Raw genomic sequence first — 24,898 nt, forward strand, 5'->3', positions numbered from 1 at the left:
GGTTTTTAGGCGATCGCCGGAAATGACACCCGCATGAAAGCGGGTGCGCGAAGTACTTCCGGTGCTTTCACTGTACGCCTGTTCGATGGGCAATGACCGGTGTGACCAGGTATTTTCCTGCGGAGGCGCTGTGGCGAGCGGCGGTGCGGGCGGCGGGAGCACCGTGAAACGACGGCGGGCTCGCGTACGTCGTCGGAGACGTTCGCGGAGATCGATCTCCTCGGCGGTGAGCGGGTCTTCTGGCCAGGCGGGTAGCGGGGGCTCCGTGTCGTGGGCTCCGCAATCGTGGTGCGGCTTTCGACTCAGTCCAGGGCGGCGAGGTGATCGGCGGCGCCCCCGCGCCACTCCATCAGGAAGAGGGTCGCGTCGTCGGTGGTCGTGCCGCCCCGTTCCTCCATCAGGGCGTGGGAGAGGGCGCGCACCACCGCACGCACTCGTTTCTCTGTGTGCTCGATGCGGTTGATCCAGTGGACGAGTTGTTCCTCGCCGAACTGCTCTTCGCCGGCTTCGTGCTCCTCGATGAGGCCGTCGGTGAAGCACAGCACCCGGTCGCCGCGGTGGAGGGTCTGCTCGCTGATCCGGGGCTGTTCACCGCCGAAGCCGACCGGCAGGGTGGTCGGGCTCTCCAGTTGCTGGACGACCTCGTGGTGACGGATCAGCAGCGGTGCGGGATGGCCCGCGTTGACCCATTGCAGATGGCCCGTTGCGATATCCAGGCGCATCATCTGCGCGGTGACGAAGTGCTCGGGCCCGAACTGCCCGGCGATGGCCTGGTCCATGAACGCGTAGATCTCAGCCAGTCCGATGTCGGCGCGTCTGGCGTGCCGGTAGGCGCCGATGGCGACGGTCGCCATGGTGGCGGCGTCCAGGCCGTGGCCCATCGCGTCGATCACTGCCAGATGCAGGATGTCGTCATTGAGGGCGTAGTCGAAGCTGTCGCCGGCGACCTTGTAGGCGGGCTCGAGGATTCCGGCCACCTCGACCTGCGGGACGGACATGGCCAGCGGGGGCAGCAGGGACCACTGGATCTCCGCGGCCAGGCTCATCGGCTCGCGGCGCCGGGCCTGGAAGAACCGGTCGGTGTAGCTGTGCTTGGTGACCAGCGTGTCGGCGACCAGGCCGGCGAGCCTGCGCAGCAGTCGCCGGTCGTCATCATCGGCGGTGTCCAGGGTGAGGGCCATCACGCCCACCTGGTCGCTGCCGTCCAGCAACGGCAGGTACATCCGGACACCGTCGGCCTGTGGCACCTCCACAGGCGTCGCGGACAGGAAGGCCGTGCCGGCGTGGGAGTCACCGATCGGCTCGGGCTCGCCGACGGTCAGCCGCCTACCCGGCAGCGGCACCAGCACCCGCTGGCCGTAGTCCTGCAGGAGGATCGAGACGTCGCGGCCGCCGACCCTCGCCACCTCTTCCGCGACCAGCGGGGCGATCAGCTGCGGCGGCATCTCGTGCGCCCGGTCCAGCAGCACCCCCAGCAGCCGCTCACCGAACCCTTCAGACCGGTCCACCATGGCCTTGTCAGGCCACCGCTCGCTGTCCGCCATGGCCGCCTCCTTCACTCCACCAGAGCCGATTTCGCCTGCTGGATGGGTGTTCCGGGGGGCCGTTTACGGGGCGGCACGGTGTTCGGCCTCGGGGGCTTGGAGCTGGCCCCGCTCACCTTGCACCGCAGAGCCGACGCCCGCCCCGACACGCTCGGGTCCACCCGGCCCTCACGGCAGATCCGCTCGAAGACCCACTCATCGGTACACACGGGCTCCTGACGCGACCGTGATCAACCCGCACAGAGTGACGTGGCCGACCAGCCTGAAGAGCCCATTACGCCAAAAGCGGCATGTCGTACCAGGTCGGGACGGGGGGTTCTGGTGAGGTCGCATGTTCAGGTGTCGCGTATTGCGGCGGTCAGGTCACGTCCGGTTGCTCTGAGTAGTCAGCCTGATTTTGATGCGCACTACGCCCTTCGCCGCGCCGCGCTCTGGGTTCGAGGGGCCGCACGGGCCAGGTGACCAGGGCTTCTTCGGCGGAGCAATGACTGTCTGGGCAACAGGTAACACCTTGGAAGCATGAATCAGCTGGATACCCGGGAACTCGCCTACTTCGTGGCCGTGGCCGAGACGCTGCACTTCGGCCAGGCCGCGGAGAGCCTGGGCATCACCCAGCCGCCGCTGTCCCGGGCCATCGCCCAGCTGGAGCGGCGCGTGGGCGTCCCGCTGCTGGAACGCACCACTCGGCAGGTGAGGCTGACCGCCGCGGGCGAGGTCTTCCTGGCCGAGTGCGCACGATCCTGGCGGCCATGGACACCGCCGTACGCAAGACGCGCAAAGCCACCGAGCAGCAGCGGGTCACCATCGCGGTACGGCCCGCCGCCGGCCCCGGCATCCTGCCCGCCCTGCTCGCCGGTGCACAGGGCCCGGACGGTGTGCTCACCGACGTCGTTTTCACCTACGACGAGATTGGCGCCCTTCGAGACGGCACCGCGGACGTCGCCCTCATGTGCCAGACGGCTGCCACCCCCGGTCTCGAATTGATGGAGTCGGCCCGGAGTGGCCGGTCGTCCTGCTCCCGGCGGGCCACCCCCTGGCCGACCGTCCGTTCCTGACACTCACCGAGGTCGAGGCGCTGCCGGGCTACGAAGCGCAACTGCCGAACGAGGCGCTGGACACCATGGTCGACCGCGTCGCGCTGGGACGGCTCGTGGTCGTCGTCGGCGAAAGCGTCCGCGACCGCCTCGGCGCATCCGTACGGACAGTGCCCGTCCACGGATACCCAGCCACCCAGCTCGTGCTGGCCTGGCTCCCGGACGCGCGCCCGGCCGTGTCCCGCCTCACCGCGACCGCCCACGCCGTGATGGCGGTGCAAGCCGCGACCGTCGGCGTTGGCGAGCACTGACCTCAGCAAAACTCGGCCGTACGCGGAGGGCAGCCGGCAAGAAGTACAGCGGGCGGAAGCGCCGGTCGGCGGTGAGGCGAGCCCTGTTGGCCAGCCCGCCGCGTGAGCGGCCCGGCCGGCCAGGGTCCGGCCGAAACCGTCTTCCGGACAGGGCAGTTCTGCTGGCCGACAGCCTCTGCTTCACCCACGATCACGAACCTCTTCGTAACCACCGGTACTCGGCGGTTGCCAACGACTCATGGGAGGACGGGCCGCCAGGGGGCACATGAGTGGAGGGTGGCCACTCACCTCGCCGGCCGCCGCCTCGGCCCGTCTCACCGCATGTCACCACGGCCACTTGACAACCTGATTGGGAATCAGCGGCCACGCTGAAAGAGCTCAGTGGGTCTGTCGAGAACGGGGCCGGTCTCAGGGCTGTGGTGTATCGCTCCGCCGGACTTCGACGATCGGCAGCAGCTGACGTGGTGTCAGGCCGGACGGGGTGGGGACGTCCGCCAGACGCTCCAACAGGCGGTCTAGCGCGGCCTGGCCGAACCCCGCCAGGCCCAGGCCCTGCGCGACTACGGCGTCCACTGCGTCGGCCTGCTCGCTGCGATCCCGTCCGGCACCGTGCAGCGCCTCCTGGGCGGCCGGGCCGAACGCCAGGCGGCCGACCGGGCCCGCGGCATCGACCCCCGCCCCGTCACTCCGTGCGCCCTGCCGGCCTCCGCGAGCGTGAGCCGCACCTTCGCCCGGCACGCCCTGGACGGCGGCGCCGTCCGCGCGGCCCTGCTCGACCTGGTCGTCCCCCTCGCTCTCCAGCTCCGTGGTCGGGGCCAGGCGGCCCGCGGCCTGACCCTGACCCTGCGCTTTGCCGGAGGTACCACGTGGGAGAAGACCCGCCGGCTTCCGGAGGCCTCCGCACACGATGACGATCTGCGCACGCCGGCCTACCGGCTGACTTCAGCGAGGCCGCCTCACCGGGATCACGCTGAAAGGGGAGGACCTGGTCGCCGCCGGCCAGGTTGCCGAGCAGATCAGTTTCGATCGGGCCCGCGAAGCCCGGCTGGTCGCCGAAGAGGTCAGCGACCGCATCCGCGCCAAGTTCGGGCCCGGCGCGATCCGTCCCGCCACCACGCTCCTGCGCGTCTCCTGACCCGTCCGAGCCCGCCGTGGAGGCGAGAGCCGTGCTGCTCCAACCGCCAGGACTTCCCGGCCTGTTGCGCCACACTTTGCCGCATTGGCCGTACGCCACCGCGGTGGACCAGGCGCTGGTCGACCGCGGTGTCCCGCCGGGCACCGTCCGCGTCGAGCGGCTGCCGGGGGAGCGGATGCGCATCCGGCTGAGTGCCCGTTTCTCAGCCCTCCTTCTGGATCTTTAGCGACCAGGCGACTGGCCCGTGGCCGACCCTCACCGCCAGCCGGGACGGCGGCCTCGCTGGCCCGGGCCGCCTGATCACTCTGCGCAGACAGCGCGGGCCGACATGCTGCGCATGGCGTAATGAGCCGCTCCGGCGGCCTTCCCAGGTTCAGGTTGTGCGGAGGCGGCGAGCCGGTATGGGTGGCAGGGAGGGGGTGGCGAGGCGGGTCATGGGCGAGGAGAGCGTGGACCGGTCGGAGGGTTTCGGTGAGCGGCTGCTCGGTCTGCTGCTGGATCGGGCGCGGCTGATGCCGCCGCAGCTGATCGCCCCGTTGATCGCGGAGGAGGTGGCCGGGATCGGTGGTCGTGACGTCTCCATCCTGCTGCAGGACTACGCGCAGGAGGTGCTGGTGCCGCTTGCGGGCAGTAAGTTGCACGTCGGCCAGCCCGAGCCGATGGCCGATTCCCCCGCCGGCCGGGCCTTCCTGAGCGCGGACGTCGTCGAGGTGCCGCAGGCCCACGGCGGCGTGCGGATGTATCTGCCGCTGCTGGACGGCAGCGACCAGGTGGGGGTGATGGCTCTGACCCTGGACGCCGTCGGCGACGCCGACCGGCGTCTGCTGCGCAGGCTCGCCGGCCTGGTCGCCGACATGCTGGTCACCAAGAACGCCTACACCGACCTGTTCTTCCTGGCCCGGCGCCGGGAGCCGATGAGCGTGTCCGCGGAGATCCAGTGGAGCCTGCTGCCGCCGCTGACGATGACCCTGCCGCAGGTCGCGGTGGCCGGCATACTGGAGCCCGCCTACCGGGTCGCCGGCGACAGCTTCGACTACGCCCTCAACGGCAACATCCTGCACATGGCCGTGATCGATGCGATGGGCCACGGCCTGGACGCCGCCGCGATGGCGACCATCGCCATCGGTGCCTACCGGCATGCCCGGCGCGTGTTCGTCAGCCTGGCCGAGAAGTACGCGTTCATGGACGACGCCATCTCCCGGCAGTTCGGTCCCGACCACTTCGTCACCGCCCAGCTGATGCACATCAACATCGCCACCGGTGAGCTGGAAATGGTCAACGCGGGCCACCCCGCGCCGCTGCTGATCCGCGAAGGCCGGGTCGAGCGGCAGCTGGAGAGCGCGACGACGCTGCCCGTCGGCTTCGGCGGCGAGGAGCCCCGGATCCGAGAGCACCTACTCCAGCCGGGCGACCGGGTGCTGTGCTACACCGACGGCATCATCGAGGAACACGTCACCGGCGGCGAGCCGTTCGGCGAAGAACGCCTCATCCACTGCGTCAACCGCCTGGGAGAAGAGCCGTCACAGGGGGTGCGGGCGGATCTGCGCCGGCTCTCCCACACCCTGAAGAGGGAACGGGGCGGGCACACCAGCGACGACGCCACCCTCTTCATGATCGAGTGGCACGGCGGCGCCGCCGACCACCTCGCGGTCCGATGACCCCGCCATCGTGCGGAGCCGTCGCCGGCTCCTCACGCAGCAGCTCAAGCCGCCGGTCGTTGACCAGCTCAGCCTCCCAGGGCGACTCGGACAGGAAAAACTGCAGCCGCTGCACCCCCGGCATCCCCGCACCCGCCACCGGCTCCGCCCCTGCCAGGCAGGTGATCGTCTTGTTCCGCTCCCGCGGCGCCAGCAGCCCGGTCAGATACTCACGAAACCCCCGCCGCTGCGCCAGGCTGAAGAAGAGGTCGTCGAACCGGGCCGCGTACTCCTCCAACGGCCCCGGCGCAGGCGGACACGGACGGCGAGCGGTCATCTTCAGCCCCCAGCAAGGCAGTTGACTCCTACCACCGGCCTAGGGCCTGTGTGGAGTTGTGATCTCATGGGGCTCCGGCCTGGGAGGGTCGGGGTCCTTGGGGTAGAACGGTGGGGTGTCTCGACCTCAACTTTCTGATGCTGAGTGGGAGTTCATCTCCCCGTTCCTGCCGGTCGGTGAGTACGGGCCGTACCCGGAGAACCTGCGGGCGCACTTCGAGGGCGTCGTGTGGCGGTTCAGGAACGGGGCGAAATGGCGGGAGTTGCCCGAACGATTCGGGCACTGGTCCACCGTTTACGGCCGGTTTCGGCAGTGGCGGGATGCTGGGGTGTTCACCGCGGTGTTCCAGGGTGCGATCGTCGAGGCGGCGAAGCGGGGCCTGGTGGACTTGTCGCTGGTCAGCGTGGACTCGACCACAGCCCGGGCCCATCATGATGCCGCGGGGATGATCGTGGAGCCCGAGACCCTGGAGGCGTTGGAGAAGGCCGCCGCGGAAAAAGGGGCGCCGGCGAGGAACAAGACGGGCAATCGGACCCGGAGCGGGAAGAACGACGACGCGTGAGGCGTCGCCGCAGGGCCCGGCTCGCCGCCGCTGGCCTGGGGCGTTCCCGCGGCGGACTGACCACGAAGACGCACCTGTCCTGTGTGCCGCAATGTCTGCCCCTCTCGCTCAAGATCACCGCAGGGCAGGCGGGAGACAGTCCGCAGTTCATCCCCGTCCTGAACATGATCCGCGTCCCCGGCCCGGTCGGCCGGCCCCGCACCCGGCCCGACGCAGTCGCGGGCGATAAGGCGTACTCGTCCCGCCAGAACCGTTCACACCTGCGCAAACGTGGGATCAAAGCAGTCATCCCCGAAAAGAAGGATCAGGCCGCCCACCGCAAGAACCGCGGCTCACGCGGCGGACGGCCTGTCGCCTGGGACAAGCAGTTGTACAAGCTCCGCAACAGCGTCGAACGCACCATCAACAAGATCAAGGACTGGCGCGGCCTCGCTGTCCGCTACGACAAAAAACCTGAAAGCTACCAGGCCGGACTCGAATTATGCGCCGGCCTCCTCTGGATCCGGCACCTCGGATCACAGCATTGATCACAACTCCACACAGGCCCTAGGAAGCCGCCCAGCCGGTCGGCGACCGGCTTATGCGGGAGCTGGGCATAACGCTGCCCCTGTGACCCTGGAGGACAGGAGCGCAAGGACGACTGCACGAAGGGACTTGGGAGACCGGGAGCTGACGTGGCATCTCCCGTCCCGGCCCGGGCGGCGCAACGGTCTTCGACGACGGACCGTTGCCGGCGGTCGGCATCGATTTGGTTCCTCGGCTTCGCCTGCGGCCTGGGCGGACTCGTCGTCGGCTACCTCGGCGCCTGCCTCCAACCTCCTTTGCCCGGCTCCTCCCTGCGCTTGCTCCTCCCCGCTGTCACTACCCCGCCCGGGCCGCCGCCTCGTCGTCGGCGGGGATGCCCAGCCGGTCGGCCATGGTGGTGAGGGCCGTTCCCAGCGGGAGCGCGACCCGGGTGACGGCGTGCGGGTCGCCCCGAGTCGGGTCCCGGTTGACGATCAGCACCGGCTTCCCGGCCTGGGCCGCCTGGCGGACGAACCGGAGCCCGGACATCACCGTCAGTGAGGACCCCAGGACCAGCAGCGAGGCCGCCTCACGGACCAGCTTGCGGCAGTGCTCGACCCGCCGCGGAGGAACGGCCTCGCCGAAGAACACCACGTCCGGTTTGAGGATGCCGCCGCAGACCGTGCAGGGCACCACGCGGAAGTCCCCGACCTGGTCGTCGGTGAGGTCGGCGTCACCGTCCGGGTTGATTCCGGCGGCCACCGGCTCGAAGCCCACATTGGCCTCCTCCAGCCGCCGGGTGAGTTCGCGGCGCGGGCTGAACGCGCCGCAGGAAAGACAGACGACCTGGTCCAGGCTTCCGTGGAGTTCCACGACGCCCTCGCTGCCAGCGGCCTGGTGCAGGCCGTCGACGTTCTGGGTGACCACACCCGAGAGCAAACCGTGCCGCCCGAACGCGGCCACGGCCCGGTGCCCGGCGTTGGGGCGGGCGCGGCCGAAGGTGCGCCAGCCGAGGTGGCTGCGCGCCCAGTACCGGCGTCGGGCCCGGGCGCTGGCGGTGAAGTCCTGGTAGGTCATCGGAGTGTGCCGAGTAAGGCTCCCGCCCTCGCCCCGGTAGTCGGGTATGCCCGACTCCGTGGAGATGCCCGCCCCGCTGAGCACCAGCACACCGCCGGTGCTCAGCGCATCGGTGACCGGCTCCAGATCCGTGGTGCCCGGCGGCAGGTCCTCGGTAGGGGTCCAACTCAGAGTGGGGCGCATGCGCATGCCGCCAGGGTACGGAACAGGCTGCAACCATCCGCTTCCGCCGGCGATGGCGCCGTTGGCTCGGAGTGGGACATCCCGCCCGCGTCCTTAGCGCCCCGCCCGCGCGTCATCGCCGCCCGCGTCCTTACCGCCTGGCACCGCGAGCGGCCGGGCTCCCGGGGCAGAACACCTAGTCCGTCCGGGTGGCCGGGGGATCGTCCAGTCGGCGCGGGCGGTGAAGACGGGGCTGCTCATGAGCGCGCCCGCGGTCCGGGCCCGGGCCTTGCCCCAGGCGCGCTCGTCGTCCCCGTCCTGACCCTGCGGATCAGGCATGCCGGTCTCGTGCCGCAGCACGTCGGCGGCGGACACGACGCCGACGGGGGCGCCGTCGTCGTCGACAACCGGCGCCGCGACGATGTCGTTCGCGTCCAGCAGGGCGGCGACCTCCTGGAACGGCGTGTTGGGGCGGAGGGTGAGGACCTCCTCGGTCATCACATCACCGACCGTGCGGCGGTGCAGCATGGCATCGGCCTCCTCCGCTTTGCGACGGGGCGGCCGCGGTCGGACCGCCCGGGCGGACGACGCGCGGCGCGCTGGCCCCTGCGGCCCTGCTGGCTCGTCCACGCCGTCTTTCCTACCCATGACAGCACCGCGCCGCTCCGGCGACCACTGACGTTCGGCCTGGCGGGGAGGGCCGGCGGTCCCGCAGGGAGGGCCGTGAGGCATTGACGACACGCAGCGGACTGCTCGTGAAACGCTCCCGCTGCACTGTTGTCCGTGGGTGTCCGGGCGTGGTGGTGCCGGTGACCTCCGCCGGTAGGGGGGGCCGGAGTCGTTGCGGGCAGAGGGATCTCGTCCAAGAGCAGGTGCTGCAGGCCGTCCGGCCCCTGCAGCACGAAGCGGAGATTGCCCTCGTCGTCCGCCTCCTGCGGAGCGTCACCGAGAGCCCTCAGCAGGGCCCGCAGCCGCGGATAAGGCGTCTGGGGCGAGCGGCTGTCCGCTGTCTATGCCTCAGCCGACGTGCCCGACGGGGCGTCCGAGTCAGATTCCGTGTCTCGATGCTCGGCACACTCGCCATCAACCCAGCCGTACGGGGCCCAACCTGTTCGCCCCGGCGCCTCGTACGGTGTTGCCGGGGCCGCCGGGCGGCCTGGCCATCGTGATGTACCGAGGAGAGTTGATGCTCGATCTGGAAGAGCATGTCACCCGGGTGTTCAACCCGGATGTCCGGCCGCTGGTGCAGGAGGCGCACCGCTGCTACGCCTCCGGCGCCGCCCGTGCGGCGATCGTGCTGACCTGGACCGCGGTGTGCGCCGATCTGATCCACAAGGTGCAGGTCCTCAAGGAGGAGGGCGAGGCCGACGCCCGCGGCCTGGTCGACGACGTCGAGCGTGCCCAGCAGCCCGGACAGGCCGGCGCGGTGAACATCATGCTCGGCGTCGAGCGGACCGTCTTGGACGTTGCCGAGAAGCTGGAGCTGATCGACTTCACGCAGAAGATGCAGCTGGAGCGGTTGCGTGAGGACCGGCACTTGTGCGCCCATCTGTCCCTGCGCCCGCTCGGGGAGCTGTACGTGCCGGCGACGGAGTACGCCCGGGCCCATCTGGCGGTGGCGCTGGAGGCGGTGCTGATCCACCCTCCGAGCCAGGGCCGCAAGATCTTGGCGAGTTTCGCCGCGCACGTCGCCGATCCAGCGTTCACCTTTGCTCCCCAGTACCTCAGCTACGCGTTCTTCGACCGGGTTCGCCCTTCGGCCCGGGCCAAGGTGGTGGAGTTCGCCGCCAAGTTCGCCCTGCTGCAGATCGACGATCCGCAGGTGAAGATCCCGTCTGCGATGCTTGCCGACCGGATGGCGGGCTGCCTGCGGCACTTCGCCGAGCGCGATGCCGCCCTCGCCCAGCAGTGCCTGGCCCGGCACACGGGCCGTCTGGTGGAGGCCGACCCGGCCCGTCCAGCTCGCCGCCCTGGGCCGCCTGGGCGACCTGCCGGTGTTCTGGGCCGCCCTGCCCGAGCCGCTGCGCACGCTGTTCAACACGCGTGTCGAGGGCATCGGCCAGGCCGAGCGGTCCGGCGCGCTGCAGACCGACGATGCCCGGGTGGTGGCCCTGGTCGCGGACGCGGAGGTCCGCGCGAGCCTGCCCGCCCTGGAAGGGGCGTTCACCGAGCTGCCGGCGACCGACCGCTGCCGGGTCATCGCGGTGCGGCCCGCTCCGTACTTCACCGCCCATCTGCCCGCGCTGCTGGAGGAGGTGGGCAGCTTCGACCAGGGCCAGTTCGAGCCCGCACCGGCGTGCTCCCGTGTGCCGGCCTGCTGTCCCTTCAGGACCTGCGGGCGGTCCTGAGGCAGTGGTGGGACAACAACCAGTGCTGGGGCCGGGCGATGCCCGGATACCTAGATGATCTATTCCAAGGGGTCAGTGATCGAACGCGGTCAGCGAGCGTAGGACGTCTTGTCCCGCATGGTCGTTGTGCCATATCGCCGCGGTCAGGGCGAGGATGCGCTGCATGATGCGGGCGATGACGCCGTTGGGTGTGCGTCCGCGGTGGCGTTCGAGGTCGAGCTGGCCCTTGAAGGTTTCGTTGATCGACTCGATGACCTGCCGCAGAGGCTTGAGAGGGCGGTACGTGAGCTGATGTCCGTATTGCCTTGTCGGCTGGGGTAGGCAGGCTGGTCGGGGGGCGACGGGGCGGCTACGGCCGCGGCTGGGCGAACAATCCCTGCTCGGTCTCGACCAGGATGCCGCGCTCGGTCAGCCGCTTGAGTTTCAGGCGGGTGTTGTTGATGTTGTTGGGCGCGACCTCCAGGTCCATCGCCTCGCACACCTGCCGTGCCCGCAGCGGGGCGTCGGACGCGGCGAACACCGCCATGATCTGCTCGTAGGCCGGATGGTCCGGCAGCTTCGGGGCAGGCGGCGCGGGCGGTGGCGGATCGGGCAGGTCCAGGAGCGTCTTGCGGGTGATCCGGATCTCCTCGGCAGCCCTGCCGAGTTCGTCCAGTTGCGCGGTCAGCTGCGCGATCTGTTCCCTCGCCTCCTCGACCTGCATGGCGATCTCCCGTTCCCGCTCCTCCAGGCGCACCAGGACCGCCCCCAAGGTCAGCTCCCCGCCGGTCATGCGCCGCGCCAGGAGTCGGAGGCGCCGGTCAGCCGGCGGGCCATCACATTGCTTATCGCCCAATACACCCGGGACTCCGCCGAGGCCGGGGCGAGCGCGGCGAGGGCCTGGGCGGTGACGAAGGCGTCCACGCAGGCCCCGTTCAGTGCCTGGCAGCGCTCCCCGGATCCGTAGTCGGTCATCTGCCGGGCGCACACGTAGTCGGGGCGGGTGCTGCCCGCGTGCTGCGGCTAGCGCACGGCCATGCGCTAGCCGCAGCGGCCGCACCGCACCAGGCCGGCCAGACCTCGGCGTCCTATCTCTGACCCACGGTACAAAGTAGCCATCGGGCGCTCTGCCTGCCCCGTTGCTTCGCGCCCGACCGGTTCGTTAGTGAGTGTTTTTGAACGCTGGCCGTGAGGTGCGTACGGCTGGATGATCTGGGTCGTGGCGGCCGTTGCTGGCGGCGGAGGCGGTGTTCTGTTCGGGTCGGTGCAGGTCACGGCGGTGGCGTAGGCTGCGGCGGACCCGGCAGCGGGTGGTCGCGATGCAGCAGGGCGAACAGGCGGAGTGCCCGGTGTGCGGCCGGTCGTGGAGACTCTGTTCTGTTTTCGTGAGGCATTCACTCCGGCACAGGCACCCCAGGTCGTCGACGTGGGTGACCCGTCGCGATGTCATGGCCCGAGGGAGGACAATGTGACCGAGATCGGTCGGCGGTGGCCGCGGCGGGCCTGGGTGGCGCGGCTGGGCCCGCAGGGTGAGGTCGACGTGGACCGAGCGGCATGCCCGCGCGCGATCGTCGAGGACGCCATCGCGCGCGTCGGTGCGGACCCCGTGCGCTGGGCGATCGAACTGAGTTCCGTGGTCGTGCGGCGGATCGTCGACGAGGTGCCGGCCGTCGGCGGTTACCCGGCCGCGGTCGAGATGCTCCGCCGAGGCAATGAAACGGTCATCCTGCGGGCGCTGTTCACTCTGGTGGAAGACTCGGCGACCGCCTGGCCCGCCGGGGAGGCGACCCTGGAGGGCATCCGCGAGTGGGTTCACCGGGGCGTACCACTCGAACGGGTGTTCGAGGCCATCCGGGTTGGGCACGCGGCGGTGACCGAGGCGTTCCTGCGGGCCTGTGCCGAGCTGGTCGACCCGGAGGTGGCGGTCGATGAGGTCACGGCGGTCTCCCGCGAGCTGTTCTCGTACATCAATGGCCTCTCCGACAGCATGATCCGCGCCTACCTCGTGGAGCACGAGGCGTGGAGCGCCAGCGCAGCTGCGACACGGGCCGATATCGTGCGTTCCCTGCTGAGTGATGCCGCGACGGTGGATGTCAGCAAGGCGTCGCGTCTCCTCGGCTACGACCTGCGGCGGACCCACGAGGCGGTGGTGGTGTGGTCGGACGCGCCAAACGGCAACTCCACGCTCCAGGCGGTGGCGATCGAGGTGCTCCGAGCCCGTGGCGCAACGATGACGCTGGCCGTACCCGTGGCCTCCGGGCGGTTGTGGGCGTGGGGCACCGTACCTCCGGACGGCACGCGCCAGACCGGTTCGTGGGAAACCATCGCGGAGGCGCTGTCCCGGCAGCGGGTGCAGGCAGCCTTCGGGACCCCGGGCGGTGGCGTCGGGGGCTTCCGCCGCTCTCACCGCGAGGCCGAGCGTGCGGAGAGAGTCGAGCGACTGCGGTGTGAGGCCGGGCGGGTTCCGAGGCATGCGACCGCCTACGCCGACATCGCCGTCATCGCGCTGTTGGCCACCGATCTCGACGCGGCCGGTGACTTCGTGCGATGTGAACTTGGCGGGCTCTCCGTCCGCAGCGCACCGATAGAGGCGCTGCGGACCACGCTGTACCACTACATCGGCGCCGAGCGCAGCATCGTGGATGTCGCCCGGCGCCTGCACGTGGCCAGGGGGACTGTGACCTACCGCGTGAAGCGGGCCCAGGCGGTGCTGGGACACGACCTCGACGACCGCCGCTTCGCCCTCCACACCGCCCTGGCGCTCGCCGAGGAACTGGGGGACGCGGTCCTCCTGCCTCGCGACGTCTCTCGGTGAGCCCCCGGTGTACCGGTCGCGGCCCGGACTGGCACGGCAGACCAACTGGAGACCGGGATTCTGAGCCGGCAGACCAAGCGGCCGCCTCGGGAGTCGAGGTTTCCTTCGTGATGTCGGACGCGGTGATCCACGAAGTCACCCATCCCGACAGACGGAATCGAGCACACCAGGAGGGCGTACCATGATCGACCGAGAGACCTTCGTCGAGGTGATGGGTGGAGTGTGCGCCCCGGTCACCGTGGTGACGGCGACGACCGCCGACGGGCGACCGCACGGCTGCACTGTGTCGAGTTTCGCCTCGCTCTCGCTCACTCCTCCCCTGGCGAGCTTCGCTCTGGACCGCGCATCGAGTCTGCTGGCCCACCTCCAACCGGGTGACCGGGTGGGGGTGAACATCCTCAGCGCCCACCAACAGGGACTGGCGTCGACGTTCGCCCGTCGAGGCCAGGGACCGGGTCTGAAGTTCGACGGCGTCACCTGGACCGTCCGCGCCGGACTGCCCTACCTGCCCGAGTCCGCCGGCTGGACCGCGGGACGCGTCGAACGCCACGTGGACGGCGGTGACCACGTGCTGCTCATCGTGCACCTGGAGGAGGCCGAGTCGACCTCCATGGCCCCGCTGATCTACGCGCGCCGACTGTTCGGCACGCACTCCCTTCTCGCTGCCGCGAGCTGACTCATACCCCGCTTGACTCACAATGGAGTGACGACAATGAGCATCAGCATGGACGCCCCCCACACCACTGACGCGGCACGCGAGCTGCGGGCCGACCTCGTCGAGCGCGCCGCCAAACTGCGACCGCTGCTGGCCGGCAACGCCGATCTGACCGACCGCGAGCGGAGGGTGCCCGCGGAGAACATCGACGCTTTGGCCGAGGCCGGCCTGCTCTCGCTGATGCAGCCCGCCCGTTACGGTGGTCTGCAGACCGACTACCGCACCCTGATGGAGGTCAGCCGTGAGGTCGGGCGCGCCTGCGGCTCTACCGGCTGGGTGACCTCACTGCTCAATGCCTGTGCGTGGTTCGTCGGTATGTTCCCCGCCCAGGCCCAGGACGACGTCTGGGCCGACACCCCTGACGCCCGAGTCGCCGGCGTCGCGACCCCCAAGGGAACCGCGCGCGTGGTCGAAGGCGGGTACCGGGTGAGCGGGCACTGGACCCCGTCCTCCGGGTGCACCCACGCCGACTGGGCAGTCCTCGGGGTCACCCGGCCAGATGCCGAGGGCACGCCGGACGCCACCGGCCTCGTGCTCGTGCCGATATCGGAGCTGACCATCGAGGACACCTGGTTCGTGGCGGGCATGCGCGGGACCGCGTCGAACACGCTCGTCGGCGAGGACCTGTTCGTGCCCGCGCACCGCTTCCACTCCTTCCCCGGCGCCCTCGAGGGCCGCTACGCCACACCTTTCACCGACGAGGCGCTCTACCGGGCACCGTTCCTGTCGGTCGCCATTGTCGTGTTGGCCGGGCCTCAACTCGGGTTGGCCGCGGCCGCTGTCGATATCCTGGCGGAAAGGGCGCCGAAGCGGAGGATGTCCCTGACGAACTACGCCTCCCAAATCGAGGCACCTGCCATCCCGCTCGCCGCCGCGAAAGCGGCCTCGCTCGCCGACTCCGCCCAGATGCACGCCTACCGCGCGGCCGCTGACATCGACGAGGCCGCGCAAACCGGGGTGTTCCCCGATTACGATACCCGGGCACGGATCCGGATGGACGCGGCGATGGCGGCGGTCTACGCGCGTGAGGCGGTCCGCGTCGTCTGCTCAGCCCAGGGGTCTGCGAGCTTCGGCGATTCCAATCCGTTGCAGCGCATCTGGCGCGACGTCGAGACCGGGAGCAGCCACAGCGCCCTCGACCCCAACGTGAGCGCCGAGATCTACGGCAAGTCGCTGTTCGGCATCCGCGGCACGGTGTCCACGATGGTGTAGGTCTCGGAGGCGGGGATTTTCGTCGTCGGTGGCAGGAGCTGGACATAGCGGCAGCCGGGCACCGCACCACCGAGCACGACCCGCCCAACGAGTACGTGCTGTTCGTCCAGGACGACGGTGCCGGGCGACGTCCTCGCTGTTCCCACCGAGTAAGGAGACCGATGGCTCACCGGCGACACCCGGGAGAATTCCCCCTGCCGGTCAGTCGAGGCGATCTGCCCGCCCTTTCATCAATCACCAACCGATCTGAAGGACGTGCCATGCACCGGTTTGTCCGAGAAGGACTGCCCACCAGGGTGGTATTCGAACCGGGCGGTCGCCAGCATGTCGCGCGCGAGTTGGAACGGCTCGGGCACACGCGGGCGATGGTCCTGTCAACACCCCGACAGCACGCGCAGGCCACCGAACTGGCCGACAGCCTCGGCAAGCTGGCCGTCGGCGTCTTCCCGGACGCCCGCATGCACACGCCCGTCGAGGTCACCGAACGCGCGGTGGCCATGGCCCGTGACCTGTCCGCGGACTGCGTCATCGCCATCGGTGGCGGCTCCACGACCGGGCTGGGCAAGGCGATCGCGCTGCGCACCGATCTGGACCAGATCGTCCTTCCCACCACCTACGCCGGCTCCGAGGTCACCCCGATCCTCGGTGAAACGGTCGACGCGACCAAGACGACCCTGCGGTCGCTCAAGGTCGTCCCCGAGACGGTCATCTACGACATCGACCTGACCCTCAGCCTGCCGACCGCCGTCACGGTCAACAGTGCCCTCAACTCGCTCGCGCACGCGGTCGAGGCGTTGTGGGCGCAGGACCCGGATCCGGTCACCCTGCTGATGGCCCGCGAGGCCATCACCACCTTCGTGGCCTGCCTGCCCCGCATCGTGACCGACCCGGGCGACAGGGACGCCCGCGCCGCCGCGCTCTACGGCGCATGGCTGGCCGGCACCTGCCTCGCGACGGTCGGCATGGCCCTGCACCACAAACTGTGCCACGTCCTGGGCGGCACGTTCGACCTGCCGCACGCCGAGACGCACGCCGTCGTGCTGCCCTACGTCGTCGCCTACAACGCCCCGGCGGCACTGGAAGCGGCCACGGTCGTCGAACGGGTCCTGGGAGCGCCGGGTGCCACAGCGCTGCGCACCTTCGTCGACCACCTCGGCGCCCCCACCTCACTGCGTGAACTGGGCATGCCCGAGTCCGGGATCACCGAGGCCGCGGACAGGTGCCTTGCCGCGCCGTACTACAACCCACGGCCGGTCGAACGCGAGCCGCTGCGTGACCTGATCCGCGACGCGTGGGCCGGCAATCCACCGCGAGCCGACGGATACGGAACCGCCGCCGCCAGCAACACGACGTCGTGACCAGCACCGAGAACGAGAAGGGTGACAGCCCGATGAGTTTGAACGATGAAGTCAGGGCACCACAGCGGGCATCCGACCAGCAGGACGGCCACGCGACGTCCAGCGAACAGATCACCGCCGAGGTACTGGCCGCTATCAGCAGCACGACCGGGACCCGAGCGGGCGAAATCCTCTCCGCCGTGATCCGCCACGCCCACGACCTCGCCCGCGAGGTCCGGCTCCAACCGGACGAACTACTCGCCGCGGCTGAGTTCCTGCGCCGGTGCGGCGACATCAGCGACGCGGCACGGCACGAATACATCCTGCTGTCCGACGTACTCGGCCTGACCATGGTCGTGGACACCGAAGCCGCAGGCGTCGCCGACGGCGCGCTGGAAACCAGCGCACTCGGCCCGTTCTACCGCGCCGGCGCGCCATGGGAACCCAACGGAGCCAACATCTCCCGCGGCACCGACGACGGAGAACCGGCCAAGATTCACGGCCGGGTCCTGGACACCGACGGCACGCCGATCAGCGACGCCGTCCTGGACGTGTGGAGTACCAACGCCCGCGGCCTGTACGAGAACATCGACCCGACGCAACCGGACTACAACCTGCGTGGCAGGTTCCGTACCGACGCGAACGGCAGCTACGACCTGTGGACCGTCAAGCCGGTCAGCTACCCGATCCCCGACGACGGGCCCGTGGGCGAACTACTGCACCTCACCGGACGCCACAACATGCGTCCCGCGCATTTCCACGTGATCGCCTCCGCGCCCGGCTACCAGACCATCGTCACCGAACTGTTCACCGACGACGACCCCTACCTCGACAGCGACGTCGTCTTCGGCGTCAAACCTTCCCTCGTCGTCCACTACAACCGCATCGAAGGCCCAGCGAGACTCGCGGCCGCCGGCCGGACCGAACCCTACTGGGACTTGCGGTACGACTTCATCCTCACTCCCGGACAGACCACGACCGTCGAGTTCAGCACCGGCCGCCACCAGAACCACTGAGCTTCCGTAACTGTTGTCAGTGGCAGGCTTTACGATCGATGCGACTGATGTGAAGATCTTGTGCAAGGAGTGGGACGTGGGCCAAAGCGACGGGTGGATCATCGAGGACCTATCGATCGCCACGCAGAACGAAGACCGCTTCGATCACACCTCGGTTGCGCGCGAAATCGCTGACATCGCCCGCAAGTCCACGCACTCGCTGGCGATCGGTTTGCTCGGCCGCTACGGGACCAGCAAGTCCTCGGTCGTGCGACTGCTGCATGAAGAACTCGCCGGCAAGAAGTGGACCGTGCTCCAGGTCAGCGCGGAACGTCACACCGGCGTAGCCCGAGGACGTGGGCTGCTGTACGGGCTCATCGACGAGGCCCACCGCCAGGGTAGCGACGTGCTCAGCGACGGCGAACGTAAAGCATTGCGGGCTGGCCTGGAAGGCGGCCAGCAGAAAACGATGGTGCTCAGCACGCCTACGGACGACACGAGCACTACAAGGTGGAAGCGGTACGCACACGCCACCGGTAATGGCCTGGCCTGGATGGTCGCGCTGACCTTGGCCGTGTGGTTGATCGGCGCCGCGATCACCGCGGTGGTCCACCTCTTGCACGCCTGGCCGCACGTAAAGAGCTGGACCTGGTTCACCGTCAGTGGCGCGACGGCGCCAACCGCGTTCTTGCTCAGCGGCGCCGTCGTAGCTGCCGTGATTGTGGCGGCGAAGGAAGGTGCGCAGCATGTTCTACGCGGCTACGACATCAGCCTTACCACCCCGCGGGCGGACACCACCGACGAACTTGAGCAGGCATTCCTCCGCTTGATCTGTCAGATCAAGCGCCGGGCGGCCTGGGCTGTCTCCGGCCCAGCTCGCCACGGTGAGCGTGCTGCACTTCAAATACGCCCTCGCGCTCGAGCTGGACGATCCCGGCTTCCATCACAGCGTGCTGTCCGACTTCCGTGACCGACTGGCCCAGGACGACCGGGCCGATGCTCTCCTCGACCTCGTCGCTCACCGGGTGTTGGGTGAGGACTGGAGCCCGCGGGCCGCTCAGAAGAGTCGGCGAATGACCTCGATTGTGCGAGCCAGGTGGGGTTCGTTGCGGTCGGCGCGGTGGGCTACGGCCAGTTCGATCGACGCCGCCGGGCGGATCAGGGGCCGGTAGACGACGCCGTCGAGCGCGAGCGCGGTCACCGGCTCGGGCGCGACCGCGACTCCGAGGCCGCCGGCGACGAGGGTGATGAGCGTCGAGGTCTCCCCGACCTCGTGCCGGATGTGCGGCTCGACGCCCGCGTCTCGCAGGACACCGAGCACGACATCGTGCATCACCGAGTGACGGTCCGCCGAGTGCATGATCAGGTCGAGGCCGGCGAGGTCGGCGGCGCGCACCCGGGTCTTCGCCGCGAGTGGATGCTCGGCCGGGAGTGCCACTACGAGGCGGTCCCGGCGCAGGGTGTGGACGGTGAGGGACAGGTCGGCCGCGGGCGGGCGCAGCAGGGCCACGTCGATCGCGCCGCTGCGCAGCGCCTCCACCTGATCCGGAGCGAGCATCTCCCCACGGAACGAGAAGTCGATGCCCGGCAGTTCGGTGGCGAGGTGACGCGACAGCGTTGGCAGCAGGCTGTACGTCGCCGAGCCGACGCAACCGAGGGTGAGGTGACCGACCGCACCGGCGGCGACCCGGCGGGCGTGGTGGGCGGCCTCGTCGACCTCGGCGAGGATCGCCCGTACCCGGTCGAGGTAGGCGCGGCCGGCGTCGGTGAGGTCGACCCGACGTGTGGTGCGCTGGAACAGAGCGATGCCGAGCTCGCCCTCAAGCTGCCGGATCGCTAGCGAGAGCGGCGGCTGTGCCATGTGGAGCCGCTGGGCCGCACGTCCGAAATGGCGCTCCTCCGCGACGGCGACGAAGTAACGGAGCTGGCGCAGATCCATAGTTTCAGAGTTTCAATCGACGTCGATATTGATACTTCACAGTATCGGCGGTGCCGTCTAGCGTCGAGTCATGAACAGTGCATACCTCTACGCCGCCACACGGACACCGTTCGGCAAGTTCAACGGCGCGCTGGCCGGCGTCCGGCCCGACGATCTGGCCGCTGCCGCGATCAGCGGTGTGCTCGCGCAGGCGCCGTCGCTGGATCCCGCCGCGATCGACGAGGTTGTCTGGGGCAACGCCAACGGCGCCGGCGAGGAGAACCGCAACGTCGGCCGGATGGCCGCGCTGCTGGCCGGTCTGCCGACCAGCGTGCCCGGCTCGACGATCAACCGGCTCTGCGGCTCCAGCCTGGACGCGGCGATGACCGGCTCCCGCACCATCGAGACGGGTGACGCCGATGTCGTTCTCGTGGGCGGTGTCGAGTCGATGACGCGGGCGCCGTGGGTGCTGCCCAAGCCGTCGCGGGCCTTCCCGGCGGGCGACGTCACCGCGGTGTCGACGACACTGGGCTGGCGGCTGGTCAACCCGCGGATGCCGAAGGAATGGACCGTCTTGCTGGGAGAGTGCAACGAGCAGCTCCAGGAGCGCTTCGGCATCTCTCGCGAGCGCCAGGACGAGTTCGCCGTCCGCTCTCACCGCCTCGCGCACCAGGCGTGGGAGGACGGCTTCTACGACGCGCTGGTCACCCCGGTCGGCGACCTGGTCCGCGACGAGGGCATCCGCCCGGACTCGAACACCGAGAAGCTCGCCCAGCTCAAGCCGTCGTTCAGGCCGGACGGCACCATCACCGCGGGCAACGCCTCCCCGCTCTCCGACGGCGGCTCCGCGGTGATCCTCGGCACTGAGGGAGCGGCAGCGACCATCGGCCGCGACCCGATCGGCCGGATCGCGGGCAGAGGCGCGATGGCGCTGGACCCGCGGGAATTCGGCTACGCACCGGTCGAGGCCGCGGGTCGAGCGCTCGCCCGCGCCGGGATCACCTGGGACCAGGTCGGCGCGGTCGAGCTCAACGAGGCATTCGCGGTCCAGTCACTGGCCTGCGTCGACGCCTGGCTGAAGGAAGGTCTGCGCGAGCCTGGGATCGTCAACCAGCGCGGCGGGGCCATCGCGATCGGGCACCCGCTGGGCGCCTCCGGCGGCCGGATCCTCGGGACCCTCGCCGCGGTCCTGAGGGAACGCCGCGAGCGGTACGGCGTGGCCGCGATCTGCATCGGCGTCGGCCAGGGGCTGGCCGTCGTACTGGAGAACCTGGAGGTGTCGAAGTGAGCCGCACCGCCGTGCTGGAATCGACCGACGAGGCCATCGCCGGGATCGAGGACGGTTCCACCGTCCTTGTCGGCGGCTTCGGTCTGGCCGGGATGCCGTTCGACCTCATCGACGCCCTCATCCGGCAGGGCGCGAAGGACCTCACGATCGTCTCCAACAACGCCGGAAACGGCGATGTCGGACTTGCGGCGCTGCTCGCGGCCGGCCGGGTCCACAAGGTGCTGTGCTCCTTCCCGCGGCAGGTCGACTCCTACGTCTTCGACGCGCTCTACCGCGAGGGGAAGATCGAGCTGGAGGTGGTGCCCCAGGGCAACCTCGCCGAGCGGATGCGGGCCGCCGGCGCCGGGATCGGCGCGTTCTACTGCCCGACCGCGGTCGGCACCCCGCTCGCCGAGGGCAAGGAGGTGCGCACCATCGGCGGACGCGACTACCTGCTGGAGTATCCGATCAAGGGCGACTACGCCCTCATCTCCGCGCACCGGGCCGACCCGATGGGCAACCTCGTCTACCGCAAGACCGCCCGCAACTTCGGCCCGGTGATGGCGACCGCCGCCACCACCACGATCGTCCAGGTCGACGAAGTCGTCCCGCTCGGCGAGCTCGACCCGGAGGCGGTCGTCACGCCATCCGTGTACGTCGACCGCATCGTCCCGGTCAAGTCCCGCCATTACACCGTCCAGGGAGCACGATGACTACCGACTCCACCGCCTCGACCCGCCCGGCGTCCACGGCCGAGGCGCCGATCAGCGTGGACCATCCGCTCAGCATGGACGAGGTGGCCGCGGTGATCGCACGGGACATCCCGGCCGGCGCGTTCGTCAACCTCGGCATCGGCCAGCCCACCAAGATCGCCGACCATCTGTCCGAGGAACTCGGCGTCGTCCTCCACACCGAGAACGGCATGCTCGGCATGGGGCCGAAGGCCGAGGGCGCCCAGATTGACCCCGACCTCACCAACGCCGGCAAGGTTCCGGTCACCGAGCTTCCGGGGGCGGCGTACTTCCACCACGCCGACTCCTTCGCCATGATGCGCGGCGGCCACCTCGACGTCTGCGTGCTCGGCGCCTACCAGGTCTCCGAGCGCGGTGATCTGGCCAACTGGCACACCGGCAAGCCCGGCGACATTCCCGCTGTCGGCGGTGCGATGGACCTCGCCATCGGAGCCAAGGACGTCTACGTGATGATGACGCTCTTCACGAAGTCCGGTGCGCCCAAACTGGTCCGGCAGTGCACCTACCCGCTCACCGGCGTCGGCTGCGTCAGCCGGGTCTACACCGAGGTCGCCACCTTCGACGTGCGGCCCGACGGCGTCCACGTGCTGGAGACCTACGGCATCACCCTCAACGAGCTGCGCTCACGCCTCGACGTCGAGCTGCTCTGACCTCCTCAGGCCCGCACCTGAGCCAAACGGGATTCGGTCTCGCTCCGCAGGAGGGACTGATGCAGCGCGAGACCACCACCGTTGCCGACCAGCCCTGAGGGGAGCGGCGTTGCCGGCGGGGGAGCCGCTGGCTGAGGTGACCCCGGTGGTGTGGACACACCTGACAATGGATCTTGTTGATCCTGGAAGGTGTAGACCTACGTGGCACGGCCCTCGAAGTACAGTGCGGAGTTCCGGTCCGACGCGATCGCGTTGTGGCGGGCTTCGGCCGGCAGGCGGACGTTCAAGGACGTCGCGGCTGATCTGAACGTCAACCCCGAGACGCTGCGGACCTGGGTGCGTGATGCCGACGGCCGTCCGGCCTCTGCCGGCGCGTCGCAGGACACCGAGGCCGAGTTGGCCCGGCTGCGGGCGGAGAACGCGCGGCTGGCCAAGGCGGAGAAGGAATGGCAGCTGGAGCGGGAGATCCTGCGTCGGGCAGCGGCGTATTTCGCCCAGGAGATGAAGTGAAGACCGCCGCTTGGGACTTCGTCTCCGCCCATGCCGAGATGTTCGGCATCAAGCGGATATGCCGGGTGCTGGAGGTCTCCCGCTCGGGCTACTACCGGTGGATCGCCGGCGCCGAGGCGCGGGCGGGGCGGCAGTTCGAGGAGGACGCCCGGGTCGAGGAGATCCGCGAAATCCATGCCGAACGCCGCGGGAACTACGGCGCGCTTCGAGTCCATGCCGAACTGCGCGGCTTCGGCCACACGGTCAACCGCAAGCGCGTGGCCAGGCTGATGCGCAAGCACGGCATCGTCGGCCGTCACCTGCGGAAGAAGAAGCGCACCACGATCCCGGACCGCCTCGCGCCGCAGGTGGCAGACCTGGTCCAGCGGGACTTCACCGCCAGTACGCTAGACGAGAAGTGGTGCGGCGACATCACATACGTGCAGGTCTGAGCTGCTTGGCTCTACGTCGCTTGCGTCATCGATATCCGGTCGCGCCGAGTGCTCGGCTGGTCGATGGCCCCGCACATGCGGGCCGAGCTCGTCATCGACGCACTCCAGGCCGCGGTCGCGACCCGCGGCGGCGACGTCACCGGAGTGATCTTCCACGCGGACCGCGGATCGCAAGGTGGATTCAACTGGTCGTCGCAACACTTTGATCTCGGAGGTGTGCGACGTGGCCACGGCGGACTGGAGTTTGAAGACCAGCGATGTTCCGGAGGGTCGGCGTCGGCAGTGGCGCGCTGATCGTGCGTTGCGGCCGGCGATGCGTTCGCCGGGGCGGCCTGATCCGTCTCGAGTCGTGCAGCGCCAGTTCTGGCGACTGATCGCCACGGGGGTCACGACGGTGGAGGCGTCGTTGGCGGTCGGCGTGTCGTGGCCGGTGGGTGCGAGGTGGTTTCGTCACGCTGGCGGCATGCCTCCGATCTCGTTGGCCGAGCCCACGGGCCGGTACCTCGCGTTCGAGGAGCGCGAGGAGATCGCGATCCTCAGGGCGATGAACAAGGGCGTGCGCGAGATCGCCCGCGCCCTGGGGCGTGACCCCGGAACGATCTCTCGCGAACTGCGCCGCAACGCCGCCACGCGCAGCGGCAAGCAGGAGTACCGCGCGACGGTCGCCCAGTGGAAAGCACAGCAGGCCGCCAAGCGCCCGAAGACCGCGAAACTCACAGGCAACGACAGGTTGCGTGAGTACGTGCAGGACCGGCTCGCCGGCGGCGTCCGCCGCCCCGACAACACGATCGTCCCCGGACCCAGGACGCTCGCATGGAAAGGGCTGAACAAGCCGCACCGGCAGGACAGACGATGGGCGACGGCATGGAGCCCGGAGCAGATCTCGCACCGTCTCCCTGTCGACTTCCCCGATGATGAGTCCATGCGCATCAGCCACGAAGCGATCTACCAGGCGCTGTTCATCGAGGGCCGTGGCGCGCTCAAGCGGGAACTGGTCACGTGCCTGCGCACCGGCCGGGCGCTGCGGACTCCCCGTGCACGGTCGCAGAACAAACCGCAGGGGCATGTCACCGCGGACGTCATCCTCAGTGAACGCCCCGCCGAGGCCGCAGACCGCGCGGTCCCCGGACACTGGGAAGGAGATTTGATCATCGGGACGGGTCGCTCCGCGATCGGCACGCTGGTCGAGCGCAGCAGCCGCTCCACGCTCCTGGTGCACCTGCCCCGGCTCGAGGGCTGGGGCGAGAATCCGCCCGTGAAGAACGGCACCTCGCTCGGGGGCTATGGCGCGATCGCGATGAACGCGGCGCTCAGGACGTCGATGACGCAGCTGCCCGAGCAGCTACGCAAAACCCTCACCTGGGACCGCGGAAAGGAACTCTCCGGCCACGCCCAGTTCGCCCTCGATACCGGGACGAAGGTGTTCTTCGCCGATCCCCACTCGCCCTGGCAACGACCGACGAACGAGAACACGAACGGGCTGTTGCGTCAGTACTTCCCGAAGGGCACCGATCTGTCCCGGTGGTCGTCCACGGACCTCGAAGCCGTCGCCATGGCGATCAACAACCGGCCGCGCAAAGTCCTGGGTTGGCGGACGCCGGCCGAGGTCTTCGAAGAACAGCTACGCTCGCTGCAACAGCCCGGTGTTGCAACGACTGGTTGAACT

General features: G+C 69.5%; 24 protein-coding genes and 6 pseudogenes. 20 read left to right on the forward strand and 10 right to left on the reverse strand.

Annotation, left to right across the window (positions count from 1 at the left end; translation table 11 throughout):
- Positions 1-302: 302 nt before the first annotated feature.
- Positions 303-1,544 carry a PP2C family protein-serine/threonine phosphatase gene (locus FNV62_RS53200; protein WP_143600346.1) on the reverse strand — a complete coding sequence of 414 codons (1,242 nt, stop codon included), beginning with the start codon at positions 1,542-1,544 and terminating at the stop codon, positions 303-305.
- Between the two features lie 519 nt (positions 1,545-2,063).
- Here FNV62_RS53200 and FNV62_RS57775 point away from each other — a divergent pair.
- The 3 genes and pseudogenes from FNV62_RS57775 to FNV62_RS53210 all read left to right on the forward strand — a co-directional run.
- Positions 2,064-2,246: pseudogene (locus FNV62_RS57775) on the forward strand (LysR family transcriptional regulator); the annotation flags it as partial.
- 26 nt (positions 2,247-2,272) lie between these two features.
- The gene (locus FNV62_RS56760) at positions 2,273-2,599 is read left to right on the forward strand and encodes a hypothetical protein (RefSeq protein WP_225900962.1); all 327 of its coding nucleotides are present in this window, start codon (positions 2,273-2,275) and stop codon (positions 2,597-2,599) included.
- Complete coding sequence (locus tag FNV62_RS53210; RefSeq protein ID WP_164331922.1) at positions 2,494-2,889, forward strand: hypothetical protein; 396 nt, start codon at positions 2,494-2,496, stop codon at positions 2,887-2,889. Before FNV62_RS56760 ends, FNV62_RS53210 begins: the two co-directional genes overlap by 106 nt.
- Positions 2,890-3,297: 408 nt before the next feature.
- On the opposite strand, the gene FNV62_RS53215 is transcribed toward FNV62_RS53210, so the two are convergent.
- On the reverse strand, positions 3,298-3,462 hold the full coding sequence (locus FNV62_RS53215; RefSeq protein WP_164331923.1) for a hypothetical protein: 165 nt from the start codon (positions 3,460-3,462) through the stop codon (positions 3,298-3,300).
- A gap of 141 nt (positions 3,463-3,603) precedes the next feature.
- Between FNV62_RS53215 and FNV62_RS57780 the strand changes: the two are divergent.
- The 3 genes and pseudogenes from FNV62_RS57780 to FNV62_RS53230 all read left to right on the forward strand — a co-directional run.
- Positions 3,604-3,777: pseudogene (locus tag FNV62_RS57780) on the forward strand (hypothetical protein); the annotation flags it as partial.
- Positions 3,778-4,055: 278 nt separating this feature from the next.
- On the forward strand, positions 4,056-4,250 hold the full coding sequence (locus tag FNV62_RS53225) for a hypothetical protein (RefSeq protein ID WP_143604982.1): 195 nt from the start codon (positions 4,056-4,058) through the stop codon (positions 4,248-4,250).
- Positions 4,251-4,458: 208 nt separating this feature from the next.
- On the forward strand, positions 4,459-5,682 hold the full coding sequence (locus tag FNV62_RS53230) for a PP2C family protein-serine/threonine phosphatase (protein ID WP_143605873.1): 1,224 nt from the start codon (positions 4,459-4,461) through the stop codon (positions 5,680-5,682).
- Here FNV62_RS53230 and FNV62_RS53235 read toward each other — a convergent pair.
- A pseudogene (locus FNV62_RS53235) lies at positions 5,678-5,998 on the reverse strand (IS701 family transposase); the annotation flags it as partial. The gene FNV62_RS53230 and the pseudogene FNV62_RS53235 overlap by 5 nt on opposite strands.
- 115 nt (positions 5,999-6,113) lie before the next feature.
- On the opposite strand from FNV62_RS53235, the pseudogene FNV62_RS53240 reads away from it, so the two are divergent.
- Positions 6,114-7,087: pseudogene (locus FNV62_RS53240) on the forward strand (IS5 family transposase).
- Between the two features lie 334 nt (positions 7,088-7,421).
- Here FNV62_RS53240 and FNV62_RS53245 read toward each other — a convergent pair.
- From FNV62_RS53245 to FNV62_RS53255, 3 genes are all read right to left on the reverse strand, one after another.
- Positions 7,422-8,330, reverse strand: a complete 909-nt coding sequence (locus FNV62_RS53245) for an NAD-dependent protein deacetylase (protein ID WP_143604983.1) — start codon at positions 8,328-8,330, stop codon at positions 7,422-7,424.
- An 87-nt stretch (positions 8,331-8,417) separates the two neighbouring features.
- Positions 8,418-8,831: a CBS domain-containing protein gene (locus tag FNV62_RS53250; protein ID WP_225900754.1), complete on the reverse strand. Its 414-nt coding sequence runs from the start codon at positions 8,829-8,831 to the stop codon at positions 8,418-8,420.
- A 427-nt stretch (positions 8,832-9,258) separates the two neighbouring features.
- On the reverse strand, positions 9,259-10,227 hold the full coding sequence (locus FNV62_RS53255) for a hypothetical protein (protein WP_143651831.1): 969 nt from the start codon (positions 10,225-10,227) through the stop codon (positions 9,259-9,261).
- Here FNV62_RS53255 and FNV62_RS53260 point away from each other — a divergent pair.
- A complete protein-coding gene (locus FNV62_RS53260; protein WP_143604984.1) occupies positions 10,193-10,651 on the forward strand; it encodes a hypothetical protein in 459 nt (152 codons plus the stop codon). The genes FNV62_RS53255 and FNV62_RS53260 overlap by 35 nt on opposite strands.
- Positions 10,652-10,723: 72 nt before the next feature.
- Here the strand turns inward: FNV62_RS53260 and FNV62_RS56765 are convergent.
- From FNV62_RS56765 to FNV62_RS54960, 3 genes and pseudogenes are all read right to left on the reverse strand, one after another.
- Positions 10,724-10,924 (reverse strand): annotated as a pseudogene (locus FNV62_RS56765) (IS982 family transposase); the annotation flags it as partial.
- A gap of 76 nt (positions 10,925-11,000) precedes the next feature.
- Complete coding sequence (locus FNV62_RS53270; RefSeq protein ID WP_143604985.1) at positions 11,001-11,423, reverse strand: hypothetical protein; 423 nt, start codon at positions 11,421-11,423, stop codon at positions 11,001-11,003.
- Entirely contained in the window at positions 11,420-11,605 is a 186-nt protein-coding gene (locus tag FNV62_RS54960; protein WP_181360986.1) for a hypothetical protein, read from the reverse strand. Before FNV62_RS54960 ends, FNV62_RS53270 begins: the two co-directional genes overlap by 4 nt.
- Positions 11,606-12,098: 493 nt before the next feature.
- Here FNV62_RS54960 and FNV62_RS53280 point away from each other — a divergent pair, with 493 nt between their 5' ends.
- The 7 genes from FNV62_RS53280 (at position 12,099) to FNV62_RS58340 (ending at position 18,876) form a co-directional block, all read left to right on the forward strand.
- Positions 12,099-13,445 (forward strand): PucR family transcriptional regulator, encoded by a 1,347-nt coding sequence (locus tag FNV62_RS53280; protein WP_143604986.1) that lies wholly within the window; start codon positions 12,099-12,101, stop codon positions 13,443-13,445.
- Positions 13,446-13,626: 181 nt separating this feature from the next.
- Positions 13,627-14,121: a flavin reductase family protein gene (locus tag FNV62_RS53285; protein WP_143604987.1), complete on the forward strand. Its 495-nt coding sequence runs from the start codon at positions 13,627-13,629 to the stop codon at positions 14,119-14,121.
- Between the two features lie 36 nt (positions 14,122-14,157).
- On the forward strand, positions 14,158-15,372 hold the full coding sequence (locus FNV62_RS53290; RefSeq protein ID WP_143604988.1) for an acyl-CoA dehydrogenase family protein: 1,215 nt from the start codon (positions 14,158-14,160) through the stop codon (positions 15,370-15,372).
- A 296-nt stretch (positions 15,373-15,668) separates the two neighbouring features.
- On the forward strand, positions 15,669-16,730 hold the full coding sequence (locus tag FNV62_RS53295; protein WP_205522503.1) for a maleylacetate reductase: 1,062 nt from the start codon (positions 15,669-15,671) through the stop codon (positions 16,728-16,730).
- A 32-nt stretch (positions 16,731-16,762) separates the two neighbouring features.
- Positions 16,763-17,725 (forward strand): dioxygenase, encoded by a 963-nt coding sequence (locus tag FNV62_RS53300; protein WP_143604990.1) that lies wholly within the window; start codon positions 16,763-16,765, stop codon positions 17,723-17,725.
- A 76-nt stretch (positions 17,726-17,801) separates the two neighbouring features.
- Positions 17,802-18,674, forward strand: a complete 873-nt coding sequence (locus tag FNV62_RS58335; RefSeq protein ID WP_399223615.1) for a hypothetical protein — start codon at positions 17,802-17,804, stop codon at positions 18,672-18,674.
- Positions 18,595-18,876 (forward strand): transposase, encoded by a 282-nt coding sequence (locus tag FNV62_RS58340; protein ID WP_375336823.1) that lies wholly within the window; start codon positions 18,595-18,597, stop codon positions 18,874-18,876. The genes FNV62_RS58335 and FNV62_RS58340 overlap by 80 nt, the downstream gene beginning before the upstream one ends.
- Here the strand turns inward: FNV62_RS58340 and FNV62_RS53310 are convergent.
- A complete protein-coding gene (locus tag FNV62_RS53310; RefSeq protein WP_143604991.1) occupies positions 18,762-19,643 on the reverse strand; it encodes a LysR family transcriptional regulator in 882 nt (293 codons plus the stop codon). The two genes, FNV62_RS58340 and FNV62_RS53310, sit on opposite strands and share 115 nt — an antisense overlap.
- A gap of 70 nt (positions 19,644-19,713) precedes the next feature.
- Between FNV62_RS53310 and FNV62_RS53315 the strand changes: the two genes are divergently transcribed.
- The 5 genes and pseudogenes from FNV62_RS53315 to FNV62_RS53345 all read left to right on the forward strand — a co-directional run bounded on the left by FNV62_RS53315 (position 19,714) and on the right by FNV62_RS53345 (position 24,895).
- Entirely contained in the window at positions 19,714-20,910 is a 1,197-nt protein-coding gene (locus FNV62_RS53315) for a thiolase family protein (RefSeq protein ID WP_143604992.1), read from the forward strand.
- The gene (locus FNV62_RS53320) at positions 20,907-21,602 is read left to right on the forward strand and encodes a 3-oxoacid CoA-transferase subunit A (protein WP_143604993.1); all 696 of its coding nucleotides are present in this window, start codon (positions 20,907-20,909) and stop codon (positions 21,600-21,602) included. Before FNV62_RS53315 ends, FNV62_RS53320 begins: the two co-directional genes overlap by 4 nt.
- Positions 21,599-22,291 (forward strand): 3-oxoacid CoA-transferase subunit B, encoded by a 693-nt coding sequence (locus FNV62_RS53325; protein ID WP_143604994.1) that lies wholly within the window; start codon positions 21,599-21,601, stop codon positions 22,289-22,291. The genes FNV62_RS53320 and FNV62_RS53325 overlap by 4 nt, the downstream gene beginning before the upstream one ends.
- A 201-nt stretch (positions 22,292-22,492) precedes the next feature.
- Positions 22,493-23,406 (forward strand): annotated as a pseudogene (locus FNV62_RS56770) (IS3 family transposase); the annotation flags it as partial.
- A 289-nt stretch (positions 23,407-23,695) separates the two neighbouring features.
- Positions 23,696-24,895 carry an IS30 family transposase gene (locus tag FNV62_RS53345; RefSeq protein ID WP_186003052.1) on the forward strand — a complete coding sequence of 400 codons (1,200 nt, stop codon included), beginning with the start codon at positions 23,696-23,698 and terminating at the stop codon, positions 24,893-24,895.
- The last annotated feature ends 3 nt before the right edge of the window (positions 24,896-24,898 follow it).

It is taken from the genome of Streptomyces sp. RLB3-17, assembly GCF_007113425.2.
Taxonomy (GTDB): Bacteria; Actinomycetota; Actinomycetes; order Streptomycetales; family Streptomycetaceae; genus Streptomyces; species Streptomyces mirabilis_D.